The organism is Mycobacterium sp. SMC-4, from assembly GCF_025263265.1.
In the GTDB taxonomy this organism is placed as follows: domain Bacteria; phylum Actinomycetota; class Actinomycetes; order Mycobacteriales; family Mycobacteriaceae; genus Mycobacterium.
On the sequence record NZ_CP079869.1, the window covers coordinates 1,335,727 to 1,352,608 of the forward strand.

Annotated in this window: 17 protein-coding genes; 6 read left to right on the forward strand and 11 right to left on the reverse strand. The window is 67.9% G+C overall.

From position 1 onward, the window contains the following. Genes KXD98_RS06360 through KXD98_RS06370 form a run of 3 tightly spaced genes read left to right on the forward strand, consistent with a single transcriptional unit; the run spans position 1 to position 2,943 of the window. On the forward strand, positions 1–534 hold the full coding sequence (locus tag KXD98_RS06360) for a nuclear transport factor 2 family protein (protein WP_260762537.1): 534 nt from the start codon (positions 1–3) through the stop codon (positions 532–534). Positions 535–556: 22 nt separating this feature from the next. Continuing rightward, positions 557–1,465 carry an SMP-30/gluconolactonase/LRE family protein gene (locus KXD98_RS06365; protein WP_260762539.1) on the forward strand — a complete coding sequence of 303 codons (909 nt, stop codon included), beginning with the start codon at positions 557–559 and terminating at the stop codon, positions 1,463–1,465. Between the two features lie 23 nt (positions 1,466–1,488). Continuing rightward, positions 1,489–2,943 (forward strand): adenylate/guanylate cyclase domain-containing protein, encoded by a 1,455-nt coding sequence (locus KXD98_RS06370; protein WP_260762540.1) that lies wholly within the window; start codon positions 1,489–1,491, stop codon positions 2,941–2,943. A 183-nt stretch (positions 2,944–3,126) separates the two neighbouring features. Here KXD98_RS06370 and KXD98_RS06375 read toward each other — a convergent pair whose 3' ends face one another. Next, positions 3,127–4,431 (reverse strand): amidohydrolase family protein, encoded by a 1,305-nt coding sequence (locus KXD98_RS06375; RefSeq protein WP_260762542.1) that lies wholly within the window; start codon positions 4,429–4,431, stop codon positions 3,127–3,129. Positions 4,432–4,535: 104 nt separating this feature from the next. Between KXD98_RS06375 and KXD98_RS06380 the strand changes: the two genes are divergently transcribed. Beyond that, positions 4,536–4,730, forward strand: coding sequence for a hypothetical protein (locus tag KXD98_RS06380; protein WP_260762544.1), 195 nt, complete (start codon positions 4,536–4,538; stop codon positions 4,728–4,730). Here KXD98_RS06380 and KXD98_RS06385 read toward each other — a convergent pair. The 3 genes from KXD98_RS06385 to KXD98_RS06395 are packed head-to-tail and all read right to left on the reverse strand — an operon-like array spanning position 4,715 to position 7,162. Continuing rightward, positions 4,715–5,872, reverse strand: coding sequence for an acyl-CoA dehydrogenase family protein (locus KXD98_RS06385; protein WP_260762546.1), 1,158 nt, complete (start codon positions 5,870–5,872; stop codon positions 4,715–4,717). The genes KXD98_RS06380 and KXD98_RS06385 overlap by 16 nt on opposite strands. A gap of 8 nt (positions 5,873–5,880) precedes the next feature. Beyond that, positions 5,881–6,930 (reverse strand): acyl-CoA dehydrogenase family protein, encoded by a 1,050-nt coding sequence (locus KXD98_RS06390; RefSeq protein WP_260762548.1) that lies wholly within the window; start codon positions 6,928–6,930, stop codon positions 5,881–5,883. Positions 6,931–6,940: 10 nt separating this feature from the next. After that, positions 6,941–7,162: a ferredoxin gene (locus tag KXD98_RS06395; RefSeq protein ID WP_396882570.1), complete on the reverse strand. Its 222-nt coding sequence runs from the start codon at positions 7,160–7,162 to the stop codon at positions 6,941–6,943. A gap of 72 nt (positions 7,163–7,234) precedes the next feature. On the opposite strand from KXD98_RS06395, the gene KXD98_RS06400 reads away from it, so the two are divergent. Further along, the gene (locus KXD98_RS06400; RefSeq protein WP_260762550.1) at positions 7,235–8,029 is read left to right on the forward strand and encodes an SDR family NAD(P)-dependent oxidoreductase; all 795 of its coding nucleotides are present in this window, start codon (positions 7,235–7,237) and stop codon (positions 8,027–8,029) included. Between the two features lie 10 nt (positions 8,030–8,039). Here the strand turns inward: KXD98_RS06400 and KXD98_RS06405 are convergent, their stop codons facing one another. The 4 genes from KXD98_RS06405 to KXD98_RS06420 are packed head-to-tail and all read right to left on the reverse strand — an operon-like array spanning position 8,040 to position 12,168. Next, entirely contained in the window at positions 8,040–9,233 is a 1,194-nt protein-coding gene (locus tag KXD98_RS06405) for a cytochrome P450 (protein WP_260762552.1), read from the reverse strand. A 51-nt stretch (positions 9,234–9,284) separates the two neighbouring features. Then, positions 9,285–9,728: a VOC family protein gene (locus tag KXD98_RS06410; RefSeq protein WP_260762553.1), complete on the reverse strand. Its 444-nt coding sequence runs from the start codon at positions 9,726–9,728 to the stop codon at positions 9,285–9,287. Beyond that, a complete protein-coding gene (locus KXD98_RS06415; protein ID WP_260762556.1) occupies positions 9,728–10,939 on the reverse strand; it encodes a CoA transferase in 1,212 nt (403 codons plus the stop codon). The genes KXD98_RS06410 and KXD98_RS06415 overlap by 1 nt, the downstream gene beginning before the upstream one ends. Before the next feature lie 5 nt (positions 10,940–10,944). Next, positions 10,945–12,168, reverse strand: coding sequence for a CaiB/BaiF CoA-transferase family protein (locus KXD98_RS06420; RefSeq protein WP_260762558.1), 1,224 nt, complete (start codon positions 12,166–12,168; stop codon positions 10,945–10,947). Between the two features lie 70 nt (positions 12,169–12,238). Between KXD98_RS06420 and KXD98_RS06425 the strand changes: the two genes are divergently transcribed. Then, positions 12,239–13,459, forward strand: coding sequence for a CaiB/BaiF CoA-transferase family protein (locus KXD98_RS06425; RefSeq protein WP_260762560.1), 1,221 nt, complete (start codon positions 12,239–12,241; stop codon positions 13,457–13,459). Here the strand turns inward: KXD98_RS06425 and KXD98_RS06430 are convergent, their stop codons facing one another. The 3 genes from KXD98_RS06430 to KXD98_RS06440 are packed head-to-tail and all read right to left on the reverse strand — an operon-like array spanning position 13,460 to position 16,876. Then, positions 13,460–14,578: a thiolase family protein gene (locus tag KXD98_RS06430; protein ID WP_260762563.1), complete on the reverse strand. Its 1,119-nt coding sequence runs from the start codon at positions 14,576–14,578 to the stop codon at positions 13,460–13,462. Continuing rightward, positions 14,575–14,808 carry a hypothetical protein gene (locus KXD98_RS06435; protein WP_260762564.1) on the reverse strand — a complete coding sequence of 78 codons (234 nt, stop codon included), beginning with the start codon at positions 14,806–14,808 and terminating at the stop codon, positions 14,575–14,577. The genes KXD98_RS06430 and KXD98_RS06435 overlap by 4 nt, the downstream gene beginning before the upstream one ends. Then, positions 14,789–16,876 carry a CoA transferase gene (locus KXD98_RS06440; protein ID WP_260762566.1) on the reverse strand — a complete coding sequence of 696 codons (2,088 nt, stop codon included), beginning with the start codon at positions 16,874–16,876 and terminating at the stop codon, positions 14,789–14,791. The genes KXD98_RS06435 and KXD98_RS06440 overlap by 20 nt, the downstream gene beginning before the upstream one ends. Positions 16,877–16,882: the final 6 nt, after the last annotated feature.

Consider the following 16,882-nt stretch of genomic DNA (forward strand, 5'->3'; position numbering starts at 1 on the left):
ATGAACGTTCCCTCCGGCGCAGACGTGGCCGCGCTGCTCGCGCGCGAGGAGATCCGCACTCTTGCCATCCGGTATGCGGCGGCCATCGAGTCTCGTGACATCGAGATGATGGTCGAGTTATATTCGCCTGCAGCACGATTCGGCGAGCACGGAGACGGACCGCAAGCGCTGCGTGCGCTGATGGCCCAGAGCCTCGATGACAGCCTCTTCGCGGTCATCCTGGTCGCCAACCATTACATCGAACTCCGCGACGACACCCACGCCACCGGCCAGGTGTGGGCGCACTGCTATGCCCAGACGCGGGCGGGCGGCTTTCTCGATCAACTGATCAGATACGACGATCACTACGAGCGCATCGACGGGCGCTGGCTGTTCACCCGGCGCCGCCATCGACTTTGGTATGGAGTCGCCCACGAGAGCTCGCCCCTGGAGCAGCCTGCCGCCCGCTGGCCGCAGAGCCAGGTCGGTGTCGGTGACCTACCGTTGGCTGACCCCACCTTCTCGGCCTGGTGGCAGGATCTTCGCGATGACTGATATACGTTCTATCACAGCTGGTTTGGCCTTTCCCGAAAGTCCGATCGCCGTTTCGGACGGTTCGGTGCTGCTGTCGGAGATGGCTGCGGGCCGCATCACCCGGGTGCGTCCGGACGGCAGAACCGAAACGGTGGCCGAGGTCGGCGGCGGCCCGAACGGCGTGGCTTTGCTTGCCGACGGCCGCATGGTGGTGTGCCAGAACGGCGGGGCCCGATTCGGGCGAGGGCCCTGGCCCTACGACTTCCCGGGGTGCGCGCAGATCTTCCGGCCCATGGGTGCGCCCACCCGACCTGTGCCGCCGCAACTGCAGCTGGTCGATCCTGGTGGCGAGGTCCGCACGCTGGCACTCGACTTCACTGCCCGCGACGGCACGACGCTGCCACTGGTCCGGCCCAGCGACGTGTGCGCCGATGCCTGCGGGGGGTTCTACGTCACGGACGGCGGTACCACCCACGGCCGGAGTCGCACCATGACGGGACTCTTGTACGGCACGCCGGACGGCCGTCTGGAGGAGATCGTGTACCCACTCGAAATGCCCAACGGCGTTGCGCTGTCACCAGAGGGCGATCTGGTGTACGTGGCTGAGACGCGCACGCGCAGGGTGTGGGAGTTCTCGATGACGGGGCCCGGCCGGGTCGCCACCGGCCGCGGTCTGGCGACCGTTCCCAGCGGAGGGCCGTTGAACATCGGAGGAGCAGACGGCCTCTGTGTCGCCGCTGACGGCACCATCCTGGTGGCGACGCTGGGCGCCGGAGGGGTGACCGCCTTTTCGGCCGCAGGGGATCTGCTCGGGGCGTTGCCTCTCGACGATCCGATGACCACCAACATGACCCTCAATGCCGACGAGTCAACGCTCTATCTCACCCTCGCGTCGTCGGGCCGTCTGCTTGCCGTGGACAACTGGCGATCAGCACTCGACATACCGCAGTGAGCCTGTTCGGCAGGGAATCCGCAGTGCGGCCCGCCGGTACGCGGGCGGCGCTCGCACTGGGAACTCTGATGCCGAGCATCTGCGGCGCAGCGGTCATCGGTGTCATGGCCTCGCTGGGTCTGCCGACCGCGGGGGCGCTGGGAGATCCGTCGGTGTTGCGTACCAACATCGTTGCCGCCCTCGTCTACTCGGCGCTTTCGATACCTCCGGCCTGCGTCCTCGGATTGTGGTGGACCAGTGCGCCGGCGGCGTCGAATACGGCGTCGCGGCATGCCGTCCTGATGAAGATCCCCGCTCGCCTGACCGCGATCAGTGCGACGGTATGGACGGTCGCCGCGGCAGTGTTGGTCCTGGTCAATTTTCGGCGACCCTGGCTCGCGACGACGTTGGGTGTCTCGACGCTGTTGGGTGCCACCGTCACTGCCACACTGACGTACTGGTGGTGTACGCGGGTACTGCGCCCGCAGGTGGCCCCGGCGCTGACGCGTAACCCTCCGGTGCGCCGGGAGCGCCCCGGACTTCGCCTACGAGCGGTGGTCGCCTGGATGGTGGGCACCGGGGTGCCGCTATTGATGCTGATGTTCGTCGCAGTCAGTTCGCTTGTCGTCGACTACAGCGGGGATCGCCTCGCCATGGTGGTCCTGGGACTGGGCGGCGCCGCGGTGTTGAGCGGCCTGTTCGTCACCGCCTTCACCGCGGCCACCACCGCCGATCCGATCGATGAGGTGCGCCGGGGGATGTCCCTGATCGCCGACGGGCGCTACGACGTGGTGGTGCCGGTGTTCGACGCCTCCGAACTGGGGCTCCTGCAGGCCGGTTTCAACTCGATGGCAGAGGGGTTGCGGGAACGCGAGCGATTGCGCGACCTGTTCGGCCGGCACGTCGGACGTGACGTTGCACGGATGGCCGAGCAGACCCCGTCGCCGCAGCTGGGTGGGGTCAACTGCGATGTTGCGGTGGTGTTCGTGGACCTGGTGGGGTCGACCACGATGGCACTGGACATGACCCCGGAGGAGCTCGTGGCGGTGCTCAACCGCTTCTTCGCCATGGTGGTGGATATCGTCGAACGCCACCACGGCTGGGTCAACAAGTTCGAAGGCGATGCTGCGCTGGCGATATTCGGTGCACCACTGCCCATCCCGGACCACGCCGGTTCGGCACTGGCGGCCGCGCGGCAGCTCTGCGCAGCGATCTCATCGGGTTCGCTGCGCTTGGCGGCCGGTATCGGCGTGTCCGCCGGAACCGTGGTGGCCGGCAACATCGGTGATCCGCGCCGCTACGAGTACACCGTGATCGGCGACCCGGTCAACGAGGCGGCACGGCTCTCCGAATACGCGAAAAGCAGAGGTGGCGTCTCCGCGTCACGTTCAGTACTGGAACGGGCGGAAGCCGACGAGGCGGCTCGTTGGCGCTTCGTCGAGTCACAGGTTCTCCGAGGTCGCGACACCGCGACGGATATCGCGGCGCCCTGCAGCTAGTGTCCGGCGGCGGCAGTCTCAGGAACGTCGCGCGCTGTCCTTGGCCTCCGAGCCTGAGGTGGCGTCGCCGAGCGTGAACTGAGGGCGGTCTGGGGCGTGTTTTTCCGCCCTGGGTGCACGCTCGGCGAGAGTGGCCGCCGTGAGTGCACGCTCGGCGAGGGCTGGCGTAGGAAGTTGGCGGGCCTAGTCCTTCTTTTCCTTGTTCGCCATCTGGTTGGCGAGGTTCTCGATGAAGGCGCCGTAGCCCACACCGCCGTGATCGGACATCACAGCGTCATAGTCGTACTCCGGCGGCTCACCATTGTTGGGACGCCACCCGCTGTCGGCGGTGGTGGCCTTGAACCCCTCCTCGGGGAAGGCGTACCAGCGCCGGGCATTGAGCTCGACGATCTTGGCGGCCTCGTCATCGGGCACCGTGGCCAGCATCTCCTCGGCTCGGGCGCGACTGTTGGGCCAGAACGAGTCCGAATGCGGGTAGTCACACTCCCAGGTGATGTTGTCGATGCCGATCTGGTGACGCAGCGAGACGCCGACCTCGTCCTCGATGAAGCAGCCGGTGATGTTGCGCTTGAACAGTTCCGACGGGGCGATCGTTGGATGAATGTTCTGGTAGTACTTGTGCTTGCGCCACACGTAGTCGGCTCGCTCGATGAGGTAGGGCATCCAGCCGATGCCGCCCTCGGAGAAGGCGACCTTCAAATTCGGGTGCTTGTGGAACACCGGGGAGAAAACCAGTTCGATGGCCGCGGCCATCGACGTCGTCCCCATCAAGGTGACCATGACCGCGAACGGCGCCTCGGGAGCCGTCGACGGCGGCAACCCGCCGGACCCGAAGTGCATCACCGCGGTCATGTTGGTCTCTTCCAGCGCCGACCACACCGGATCCCAGTGCGGGGTGTGGAAGCTCGGCAGCCCGAGGTTCATCGGGTTGTCGGGCAGGCCGACCGCACGGCACCCCTTGGCTGCGTTGCGCTCGATCTCGGCGACCATCAGCGAGGTGTCCCACAGCGGGCTGATCATCATCGGGATGAAGCGCGCCGGGTCGGTGGCGCACCATTCGTCGAGCGAGAAGTCGTTCCATGCCTGCACGCCGAGCAGCGCGAGGTCCTTGTCCGTGCCCTCCAGGAACACCGTGCCGCAGAACCGCGGGAAGGACGGGAAGCACAGCATGGCGTGCACGCCGTCGATGTCCATGTCGGCCAACCGGGCCTTGGGGTCATAGCAGCCGGGGATCATGTCGTCGTAGCGCACCGGGTCGACGCCGAACTCCTCGGGGGACTTTCCGGCGACGGCGTTGAGGCCGATGTTGGGATAAGCCCGTCCTTCGTACACCCATTGGTGCATCGGCGGTTTGCCCTCGCGGGGAAACTCGACGATGCGGGGGCCGTCCTCCCGGTACTTTTTGGGGAGGCGGTCGGTCCACACATGCGGCGGTTCGATCAGATGGTCGTCGACGGACAGAAGCTTCATCGAGGGTTGCAGCGGCATCGTCGATCCTTCTCTGGAGTCTGCTGTTAGGCTCAGCAGTGAACAAAACAATTGAACACTGAATGCTCATTTGACTATAGCGCGGCCGGCGAGGAAGGGCGAACATGAATCCGAGCGATCGCATCCCGCGGGATGACTGGGCGGACCAGGACCTGCTGACGCGCAGCGAAGCTGCCGGGCGGCTGGAAGCCGAGATAGCAGAGGTGAGCAAACTGATCGCCGCCGGGCAGGGCGACGAACAGCTCGAACGCCGGCTGGCGGGCATGCAGGAGGCGCTGGCGCACTACCGGGAGCGGTGAGCACCCGCCCTGGGTAGGCCAAGCACGCGCTGAGCCACGATATTGCGCTGGACCTGCGCCGTCCCGCCGTAGATCCCCGCAGCCCGCGACCACACGTACAGATCCCACTCCAGCCCCTCGGCGAGCACCGGTGCACTGCCGCGCAGATCCATCATCGTGTGGCCGAAGGTCTGATCTGCTCGGGCCATGAGCAGCTTGTCGACCGAGCCCTCGGCGCCCGGCAGCGCGCCGCCGACGCGCTCGGTCAGCGACCGCTGCACCTTGATCTGCAAGGCGCGCAGCTCGCAGTAGGCCTCACCGAGGCGTTGGCGCGCCGACGGGGTGTCCGGCAGGATTCCGGAGCGGACGTCGGCTTCCAATGCCCGCAGCTGGACGGCCAGCCGGCTGATCCAGTTGATGTCACTGGGCCCTCGCTCGTAGGCCAGCAGCTGGTTGGCAATCGACCAGCCCTGCCCCCGCTCACCGAGCAGGTTCGTCGCCGGCACCTCGACATCGGTGAAGGTCACCTCGGCGAACTCGCGGTTGCGCGCAGCGTTGACGATCGGGGACACCTCGATACCCGGCGTCGACATCGGCACCAGCAGCACCGAGATCCCCTGGTGTTTCGGGGCGTCGGGTTCGGTGCGGCACAGCAGGAAGCACCAATCGGCCACCGCGGCGAAACTGGTCCAGATCTTTCGTCCGTTGACCCGGAACGCCTGCCGGCCGTCGACCTCGACAGCATCGGCTCTGGTTCTGAGGCTGGCCAGATCTGACCCGGCCTCCGGTTCGCTGAAGCCCTGGCACCAGCGCACCGCACCCGACAGCAGACCCGGCAACAGGTCAGCGCGCTGCTGCTCGGAACCGAACAGTCGCAACGCATTCGACAGATGCCCGACACCCTCGATCGGCGGAGCGCCGGCACGGCCGAGCTCGTCGTTGAGGATCGCCTCGTAGATCGGCGACAGGCCGTGGCCGCCGTACTCCCGGGGCAACGACAATCCGATGTAGCCGGCGTCGTAGAGCGTGCGGTGCCACGCATTGGCGGCGTCGGCTCGGGCGCCCGGGTCGTCGGGTACCTCCGCGTCGGCGGCATGCTCGTCGAACCAGGTTCGTAACCGGTCGCGGAACTCGGCTTCTTCAGTGGTGTCGGTGAAGTCCATGATCCTCGCTAGGTCAATGCCGGGTCGGTCAAGCGCATGTCGGCGATGGCCGGATAGTGTGCGGACTCGTCTCCGAAAAGTCTTCGCCCCAGCAGCATTCGGCGCAGACGCAGATGCGCCAGGTGCTCCCAGGTGATCGAGATCCCGCCGAGCACCTGCATCGAGGTCTCCACCACCTCGCGTCCCGCAGCCGAGGTGTAGGCCTTGGCCGTCCGCGCAGCCAGCAGGGCTTGGTCGGGTGGCAGGTGGTCGACCGCCCAGGCGGCGTGCCACACACAGCTGCGCGAGCCTTCCACCCGGATCAACGAATCGGCGAGCAGGTGTTGGATGGCTTGGAAGCTGCCGATCGGCACACCGAACTGGACGCGCTCGCCTGCGTAACGCACCGCATCGTCGAGTGCACCCTGCATCACCCCGAGGAGGTCGGCGGCCACGGCGGTCAGCGCCAGGGCCTGTACCCGGGCCCACCGGTCGGCATCGATCGGGTTGCCCACCGGTGTCGCGGTCTCCGCGTCACCGGCGACGCTGACCGCGCGCATCGCGCGGGTGAGGTCCAGGCCGCTGTCACCGGCGCTGCCTTCCAGCGGTGCAATCCGAATCGTGCGGTTGTGGCCGGCGGAGACGGCGAACAGCGCGTGGGTCGCCCCGGCGGCATCGAGCGCGATACCGGATCGGCCGCAGCCCGCGAAGTCGGCCAGATCCGACGCGAGCACGGGCGCCGGTCGCATCGTGCCGTCGGCGACCAGCTCGACCTCCTTCTCGGCGCCGGCAGCGTGCAGCAGTTCGATGGACACGACCGCCTGTCCGAGTGCGGGCACCGCGGTCAGTGTGCGCGCGAGTTCCTCCAGTGCCACGGCGGTTTCGACACCACTGGGCTCCAGGCCGAAGACCTCGGGAGCACGCAGCGCGGGCAGGCCGAGCTCGGTGACGCGCTGCCATTGCCTATCGAGGCGGTCTCCGGAGGCGATGTCGTCCGGTGTGGCGGTGGCCATGGACTCGGCCAGTCGCGCCACCGTGTCGCGCAGCAGTTCCTGTTCGGTCGTCAACCCGATGTGCATGGCCGGGCGCCTAACCGTCCTCGTGCAGGGTCAGCGCCACCTTGGGGCACAGCGAAACCGCCTGCCGAACCGCATCCTGGTGGTCGGCCGGTATCGGATCGGCGATGACCACCGCCAGGTCTGCGTCGTCGAGTGCGAAGACGTCGGCGGCCAGGCCGACGCACACGGCATTCGACTCGCAGAGATCGCGAATCACCTCGACGCGCATCGGCCACCCCTTCTGCGATCCCACGATGAAAGCTCTGTCACAATATTGGATGATAGAACGATAATTGTTCAATTGTTACATCACTCAGGAGGAATCATGGCACGCCTCGACGATCGCAACGCCCTGGTGACCGGCGGCGCTCAGGGACTCGGGCGGGCCATCAGCCGTCGGTTGGCGGCCGAGGGGGCTGCTGTCACCATTGTCGACCTCAACGAGGAGAAGGCCGCCGAATGCGTCGCGCTGATCGAGAAGGACGGCGGGGTCGCTCGATTCGTGCGGGCCAACGTGGCCAAGCGCGAAGACATCGCCAGTGCCGTCGAGGCGTCGGCAGCCGACGGGCGGCTGCATGTGCTGGTCAACGCCGCGCAGTACTTCGCGATGCCAAAGGCGCTCGAACTGGTCAGCGACAAGGACTGGGAACTCTCCGAGGCGACCGGTCCGAAGGCGACCTTCCGCTTCATGCAGCTCGCGCATCCGTATCTCAAGGCGGCCGGCCGGGCCTCGGTGATCAACTTCGTGTCGGGTTCGGCGTTGGCCGGGATCGCCTACACCGGCCCGTACTCCGCAGCCAAGGGGGCCATCGGCGCGTTGACCAAGGTGGCGGCCAACGAGTGGGCCGCCCACGGTATTCGGGTCAACGCGCTGTGCCCGTTCGCGTTGACCGACGTCCAACGCGACATGATCGGCACCGAGTGGGACAACTACACCAGGACCGCCGAGGCGTCACCGATGAAGCGCGGTGCCGACCCCGAGACCGAGATCGCGCCGGCGGTGGCGTTTTTGGCTTGCGATGATTCCGCGTTCGTGACGGGAACGGTGTTGCACGTCGACGGCGGGATGACCGAGCTGTCGACGGTCGACTACGCGAAGTCGCCGGGGGTGTTCGGCTGACCGGGCCGCCTCAGCGGAGCGTCATCTCGACGCTGGTGTAGCCGCGCACGGTCGCCGTCAGAGTTCGTTCGTGGGACCCGATGGTGTACCGCGGGAATCTGCGGGCGATGTGCTCGAACACCATCTGGGCTTCGCGGCGGGCCAGCCACTGTCCGAGGCAGATGTGGATTCCCCAGCCGAAGTACACGTCTGTGCCGCGCGGACGATCCAGCAGGAAGCGATCGGGATTCTCGTAGCGACGCTCGTCGCGGTTGGCGCTGCCCAGCAGCAGCAGGACCCAGTCGCCGGCGTCCATCGTGACGTCGTGCAAGGTGACCGGGCGGGTCAGGGTGCGCGCCACCCAGTGGCTCGGAGTGTCGTAGCGCAGCGCCTCGTTCACCGCGGTGGGGATCAGGCTGTGGTCGTCGACGATGCGTTGCCATTGATCGGGATGGTCGTGCATGGCGACCAATCCGTTGGAGATCAGCTTCTGAGTGGTCTCCGAGCCCGCGGCCGAGAGCAGATTGCAGAACATCAGCACCTCGTGCGGTGTCAGCGCCCGATCCTGCGCGACTTCTGGGTCGTGGAACGTGGCCTGCAGAACGATGCTGATCAGATCGTCACCGGGCGTCGCGCGGCGCTCCTCGATGAGCTCGCCGATGTAGGCGCTGATCTTGCGGTTGGCCTCGATGGCGCTGGCCGGCATCGCGACCTCACCTTCGTTGCGGGTCAGGAACGCCTCCCACCAGACGCGCAACTGTTCGCGGTCGGCCTGTGGCACGCCGAGCAGGTCGCCGATGACATCGGTCGGCACCGGAAACGCAAAGGCCTCCATCGCATCGATGGTGGTTCCGGCCTGAAGCCGGTCGAGGTGGCGGTCGACGGTCGCCTGCAGTGCGCTCTCCATCGCGGCGACAGCGCGTGGGGTGAAGAATCCCTTCAGGACGCCTCGGATGCGGTCGTGGCGGGGCGGGTCCATCGAGATCACCGAGTACTTGCGGCCATCGTCGTCCGGATTCTCCGGTGCGGGACCGAGTTTCGAGGAAAATGTCTCCCAATCACGGAGCGCACCCGCGACATCGTCGAAGCGGGACAGCACCCACCATCGCTGGTCGGGATCCCGATAGACGGGTGCTTCGTTGCGCAGACGCCGGTACACCGGGTAGGGATCGTCGAAGACCGCCTTGGAGAACGGCGAGTACATCAGCTCACTGGTGGTGGGCACCGCTAAACCTTATCACCGGATGAAACAATCGGACGATATCTGACTAGTTGACTAGTCCTCCGAGCGGGTGCGCTCGATGAATTCGAGCAGGTTCCCGTCGGGGTCGGTCAGCATCATGGCCCGGTTCGGGCCGAAGCGGACGGTGCGCGGTTCCAGCAGCCGACCCCCGTGCTCGACCACGGCTGCGGCCAGCGAGTCGATGTCATCTACCCGGAAGGACAAGTGGGTGAAGCCGAGCGCGTTCATCGCGCGTGGGTCGGTGTCGCCGATCACGGCGGGCCGGGTGTAACCGATCAGCTCGAGTCGGAAGCCGTCGCGGTGCAGATACACCAGATCCAGGATCAGATCGTCGACGTCGAGCAGACGCGCGGTCGCGTCGTCGGCGACGTGCATCTCGCCGATCTTCTCGAAGCCCAGCGCTGAACAGTAGAATTCGGTGGCACGCTCGATGTCGCGCACACAGACCCCGATGTGGGTCAGGCGGTGTCCGGACATCACGGCGCCAGGTCGTCGAGCAGCGCGTTGTGTTCACCCAGCCGGGGTGCGGGCCGTGTCGGTCCGGCGGGGCCGGCGCCGAACAGATAGGGCGCTCCGGGGTAGACGACGGTGCGGCCCAGGTCGGGGTGCTCCATCGGTACCTGCATACCGCGGGCCACGGTGTGCTCGTCCTCGAAAGCCTCGTGTGGGGCGAGGATGGCCCCGGCCGGAAAGCCCCGCTGCTGACTTTCGACGAAGAATTCCTTGGCCGGCAATCGCGAAGCGATCAGCCGGATGGCTTCGCGGGCCGCACTGACGATGGCCGTCGTCTCGTCCTCTTCGCCGATCGCGGCAAGGTCGACGGCCTCCTCGCGCTCGGCGGCCATCTCCAGGAAAACGGCTTCGGGCAGTTCCTCGACCAGATCCAGGTCACCGAGCCATGCGCGCAGGCCGGCGAACTCTTCGGGCTTGCGCGGCAGCACTCCGGTGGTCGCGTAGTGCCCGTCAGCGCAGCGCACCTGCACCGGCGCGCTCGGCACCGGGCCGGCGTGCCGTCCGGTCTGGCGCGTACAGATCATGTTCTTGACCAGCCAGTAATAGGTCGTCTGCTCGCAGGTTACGTTGCACGCCGCGGTGACGTTGACGTCGACGAGCTGCCCGGAACCGGTGTGATCGCGGTGCGAGAGCGCGATGAGCGCACCGAGTGCGGCGTACATGCCGCCGATGTTGGCCGACTGATCCCCGGCGCCACGAATGGGTGGGATGGTGTGATCGTCGTAGCCGCAATTCCACAGCGGCCCGGCTCCGGCCAGCAGCGTCAGGTCGGTGACCGGGTCGTCGGCGCGGACGCTGTTGAGGCCGAACGGGGTGACCGACACCCAGACCAGGCCCGGGTCGGTGCGCGCACACTGCTCGTAAGTGAGGGCGCCGCCGGCCACCCGATCGCCTCCGGCGAGCACGATATCCGCACCGGAGAGGAGCCGGCGGAGGTTCCCGATACCTTCGTCGGAGTCGAGATCAAGTGTCACACTGCGCTTTCCGGCGCTCAATCCGAACCATCGCAAGCTGCGATCGACGCCGGGTTCGTCGTCGACGAAGGGCGGCCGGCGTCGGTGTGCGCAGCCCTGTGGCGGTTCCACGACGATGACATCGGCGCCCAGCTCGGCCAGTGTCCGACCGGCCACCGGGGTGAACTGGTCGACGATCTCGATGACCCGCAGGCCGGCCAACGTGCTCAGATCACACCCCGCTTCGCCCAGTCCTCGATGGTGTCGTCGTCATGTCCGAGCAGTCCGCCGAGGATCTCACGGTTGTGCTGGCCCAGCATCGGCGCGCTGCGCTCGATCTGCCATGGTGTCGCCGAGAAGGTCAACGGTATGCCCTCCACCCGGACCGGCCCGATCCTGGGGTGAGTCACGGTGGGAAACAGCCCCATTCGCGTGAGATCAGGATCCTGGTCGATCCGCTCGGGCGGGCTCTTGACCACGCTGGCCGGGACCCCCTCTCCGATGAGGTCCGCGGCCAGTGCCGCGGCCTCACGGGTCGCGGTGCAGGCGCTGATGATGTCGTCGAGTTCGTCGACGGCGGCCAGCCGCTTGGGCAGGGTGGCGAATCGGTCCGATGTCAACGTGGCCTCGTCGAGCACCTTGGCCAGCAAGGCGAGTTCGCGGTCGTCGCGGCAGCACAGCGCAACCCACCGATCCTCGCCGAGGCAGGGGTAGATGCCATGGGGTGCGAACTCCCCGAAGTCGGCGCGATTACCGCCTGCCCGGGTCGGCCGTCGATTGACGGTCCAGTCGAGGATCTCGGTGGGCAACATCGCCATACCGGCGGGGACCGTCGCCAGGTCCACATGTTGTCCCTGCCCGGTGCGGTCGCGGTGGTGCACGGCGGCCATGATGGCCACCGTCATGTAGAAGGCCGATCCGTGGTCCATGTAGGAGAAACCCCACCCGGCCGGCTCTTCGTCGGGAAGGCCGGAGGTGAACGTCAGCCCGCTGACGCCCTGCACGATCGGGCCCCAGGTCTTGAACTCGCGGTAAGGCCCGGTGTGACCGAACCCGCAGTTGGAGACGTAGACGATGTCGGGCTTGATCCGCTGCAGCTCGTCGTAGCCGAAACCGCGATGCTCCATCACTCCCGCGGCGAAGTTCTCACACACCACGTCGCTGACCGAGATGAGTTCGCGCAGCAGCTCTTTGCCCTCGTCGACACGCAGGTTGAGGGTCACACCGTACTTTCCGACATTGTGGTTGTTGAAGCCGGCGCCGAGATCTACCCCTCGGCGTTTGTCGACGTAGGGCCCGACGCCGCGCAGCGCATCCCAGAGGCCGCGGGTGACCGGATCCTCGACCCGGATCACCTGGGCGCCGAATGCCGCCAGGATTTTCGTCGCGCCCGCGCCGGCCAACTGCCCACTGAGGTCACACACCCGGAGGTGAGACAACGCGCCCGTCACCAGGCAACCATATCGCAAAGGTACAAATAGTGTTCTACTGTTCATGCTGGCGTCGACGAGAGAGGCGAATATGAGCGGACCGATGACCGGGGTGCGGGTGCTCGAAGTCGCACAGTGGACCTTCGTACCAGCGGCCGGTGCCGTGCTCGCCGACTGGGGCGCCGACGTCGTCAAGGTCGAACATCCGCAGACCGGTGATTCCCAGCGCGGCCTGCGACAACTGGGCCACATCACCATCGACGGCGACCGCAATCCGGTCATGGAACATGCCAATCGCGGCAAACGCTCGGTGGCCATCGACATGTCGACCCCCGATGGACATGAGTTGCTGATGGACATCGCCCGCTCCAGTGACGTCTTCTTGACCAACTTCCTGCCCGATGCGCGCAAGAAGCTCCGCATCGACGTCGATGACCTGCGGGCGGTCAACCCCGACATCGTCTACGCCCGGGGCAGTGCCTACGGACCGCTGGGACCCGACGCCGCGACCGGCGGTTACGACATGACCGGGTTTTGGAGTCGCGCGGGGGGAGCGCTGGGTTCCACGCCCTGTGACTTGGACGGTGTGGTGCCGCAGCCGGGTCCTGCCTACGGCGACTCGATCGGTGGATTGACGATCGCCGGCGGCGTCGCGGCGGCGCTGTTCGAGCGTGAACGTACCGGACATGCTCGGGTCGTGGACATTTCGCTGCTGGGCGTGGGCGTATGGGCGTCCGGCGTGGCGATCAACGCCGCGCTGGTGAGCGGACAGCCATGGCAGACCAACCCCGCCGGTGCCAACGTCACGCCGAACAACCCGCTGGTCGGGTTCTACCGGACGAGCGACGGACGCTTCCTCGGGCTGTCCATGTTGCAGGGATTCCGCTACTTCGCAGAGTTCTGTCGCCGGATCGGCGTCGCTGAACTCGCCACCGACGAACGCTTTGCCGACCATGCTTCGCTGGCGGCCAATGCGCCGGCGGCCACCGAGGTGCTGCGGGCGGCCATCGGTGCACAACCGCTGCAGCATTGGCGCACTGTGCTCGACGGCTTCGACGGCCAGTGGGCGCCGGTGCAGAACACCGCGGAGGTGGCCGCCGACCCGCAGGTGCGGGCCAACGGCAACATCGTCGCGGTGGAGCATGACGGTCAGAGCTACGAGCTGGTGGCCAGTCCGGTGCTCTACGACGAGACCCCCGCACAGCTGGCGCCGATGCCGGAATTCGCCTCCCACACCGAGGAACTCATCCTCGAGCTGGGCGGGGACTGGGACCGGATCATGGCGCTCAAGGAGAGCGGCGCGATCGCCTGATCATGCGCGCAGCACTGCCGCCGCACACGATCCGCCGCCGCCGACCGCCTGCACGAGTCCGGTGCGCGGTTCACCCACCTGCCGAGATCCGGCCTCGCCGCGCAGCTGAGTGACGATCTCAGCGGCCTGGGCGAGTCCGGTCGCGCCGATCGGGTGGCCGCGGGCGATGCAGCCGCCGTCGGTGTTGGTCGGCAGCTCCCCGTCGCCGGCGAGCCCGCCGGCCTCGATCAGGCCCGGCATCCGGCTCGCGTCCACCAGCCCCATCGCGATGAGCGCGGTGATCTCCTCGCTGGCGCACATGTCGTGCAGGGAGACCACATCGACCTCGGTGGGCTCGATTCCGGCCCCGGAGTAGCACCGCTGGGCAGTGCGGGTCAACTGCGAGGGTGGGCCGACGACAGGTCCGGTCAGCGGCCACTCGGGGTCGGCGGGCCAACTGGTCTGTTCGATGGCCAGCACGCTCACCGAGCGCGGCGTCGGGTTGGCGGTGACGACGACGGCAGCGCCACCGTCCACCGATGCGTGGCACATCATCTTGGTCAGCGGATCGGCCACCATCCGGGCCGACAGCACGTCCTCGACCGTCACCGGATCATCGCGGCGCCTGGCCGCGAGCGGGTTCAGGCGGGCCTGATTGTGCGACTTCGCGGCAACGGCGGCGATCACCTCCGGTCCGCAGCCGGTGTCGTGCAGCCAGCGCGCTGCCTCGATCGCGTAATGCGTCTGCGGCGGGAATCGGTCCCAAAAGCCCACAGCCGCGGGCACCACACCGCCGGGCTCCAGTGCCGTGGTCTTCTCGTAGCCGATCGCCAGGGCCGCCGCGCAGCGGCCCGAAGCGACCGCCCACACCGCGTGCCGCAGCGCGACGAGACCACCTGCCGATGCGCTCTCGGTTGCCGTGACCGGGATCCCGGTGCGCCCCAGGGTCAGTGCCACTGTGATCCCGGTCTGCGGGGGCGCCAGCGCGGAGGCGGTGAACACCTCGCCGATATCGGTGTAGTCGAGCCCGGCGTCCTCGAGGGCCTGTTGTGCGGCGGCGACGCCGAGGTCGGCCAGCGGCGTGTCGCCGTGCCGGCCGAAGGGGGTCAACCCGACGCCGGCCAGATGGGTGCCCGTCACGACGCGTCCGTGACGAACATGGCGATCGCCTCGTCGTCGACGGTGCGGGTGGTCAGTCGGCCCGCCGTTCCCGGCGCGGGACGGGCACCGTCGACCAGCACCTGCAGCCGCTCGGTCTCGGTGTCCACCCACGCCACGCTGTAGCCGTCGGCTCCGGTGATCGGCGACGTCGCCGGGACGAACGTCGAGGACCACACGGTGGCCGCGCGGTCAGTGGGCGGTGTCGACATGTTCGGTCCTCTGCTGGTCGGCGTTGAGACTTCCCAACGCGGGTGGCGGGGCCAGGTTTACTGGTCCGGTGTCGCCGAAACGCCACGGCAGCCCGACCAGGCGCGCGGGGGACAAGTCAGGGTCGGGATGGTCGATCTCGGGGAAGAAGCGCCGGGCGGCCAGATGTGGGTCGGTGACCAAGGTGTCGGCGCGCCGCACGACGGCCGAGTCGATGCCGGCGCTGTGCAGTTTTGATGCCGCGTCCTCGGCCCGGTTGGTCCTGATCAGTGCCGCGACGGTGTCGGCGTGCTCGCCTGCGCACTGTTCGCCGCGCAGTTCGACCGCGACCCAACGGTCGTCGGTGGCGAGGCGGACCTCGCGGAGCACACGTCCGGCGTCCGCAGCGCCGTCGATGGATGCGGCGGCGAGATACTCCGACACTGTGGTGGCGACGACCTCGGCCATCGACAGGTCGACGACGGCGCCCGAGGTCCGGCGCGGCCCCAGTGCCCACGCCGCGATCACCAGTGCACCGATCACCGACGACAACGGATCGGCCAGTACCGTGCCGACGCGCGCGGGGGTGCCGTCCCTGGTGGTGGCCAGTCCGGCCAGCCCGCCGTAGGACTGGACGTTGTTGGCGTACACCCGGTATCCGGCCAGCGGGCCGTCCGAACCGAACCCGGAGACGCGCAGCGTCAGTCGGCCGCGGTCGGCGTGGTCGGGCGGGTCGACACCGAGTCGTCTCAGCCGGCTGGATCCGACATTCTCGATCAACACATCGGAGTCGGCCAGTATCGCGGCCACCTCGTCGGCGGCCCGAGAGGGATTGAGCAGCGCGCTGTGCTTGGAGTGGTTGGCCACCGCGAAGTACGCGCCGCGCTCCGGTCCGGCGACGCCGTCGGCGAAGGGACCGCTGCGGCGGTAGATGTCCAGGCGGTCAGGGTCTTCGATGCGGATCACGTCGGCGCCCATCGCTCCGAGCAGCGCACCGACGATCGGCCCGGCGAGCACATGGGTGAGCTCGGCGACCCGCAGTCCCGCCAGCCCGGCAGGGGCAGCGTCGGCCGCGGCCCGGCCGGCGGTGATCGTCCACGGCGGGCCGAGCACGGTCGCGTCGTGGCCGCCGAGCTGCACCCTGCGCAGCGAATTTCGGTGCGCAAGTTGCGGTGATGTCAGTAGCTCAGCGGGGTGGTTGACCGGCGTGGACGGCACCCCTCGGGCTTGCAGGGTGGCCGCGCAGTCGGCCTTGAGTCGGGTCGACGTCCACTCGGTGACGTGACGGTTGATCAGATCGGCATGTTCGATACGGGAAGGCCGCTCGTCCAGACCTGCCGCCCAGGCGGGTTCGCCGAGCGCGGCGCGCAGTCCGGCCCACTGGTGGTTTTCCACCGCGGTGATTCGAACCAGCCCGTCGCGGCAAGGGAACACCCCGGACGGCGCCAGGTAACGACCGCTGCCGGCGCGGCCCGGGCAGCGATAGAGCACATGGGCGCACTCAGGAAGTGCTGCGGTGAAGATGACCGCCTCCTGGGCCGACACGTCGACGACGACCTCGCCGCCCTCGCTGCGGAGCCGGTCGAGGCCGTGCAGGGCGGCCAGCGCTGCGACAGCACCGACGGACTTGCACGCCACATAGCCCGGCGCGGGCACCGGCGCGCCGTCGCCGTCTTCGATCGTGGCCATCAGCCCGCCGCTGGCCTGCGCGACGATCTCGCTGCTGCCGTCGTGGTGGCGGCGCGGGCCATCGGCGCCGAACGGGGTGATCGTGACGAGGACGGTTCCTGCGGCCGGTTCGGGCAGGGGGTCGGTGCCGTCGGCGATGACGATGTCATAGTCGCCGCCGGCGAGGTCGGTCGAGGCCGAGACCGCCTTCTGCCGGTCCATGACGAGGTCCACCGCGGCTGTCGGGCCGTCCGGGGTATCCAACACCGGGCCGGACCGTTCGGGGCGTGGCGCCGGCACCCGAGTGACCTCCGCACCGAGCATGGCCAGCAGGCCGGCCGCTGCAGACCCTGCGATGCCGGTGCCGGTCTGGCAGACGCGGACGCCGGACAGGAACGCGTCGGGGGCGGTGGCGTCGCTCAACCTATG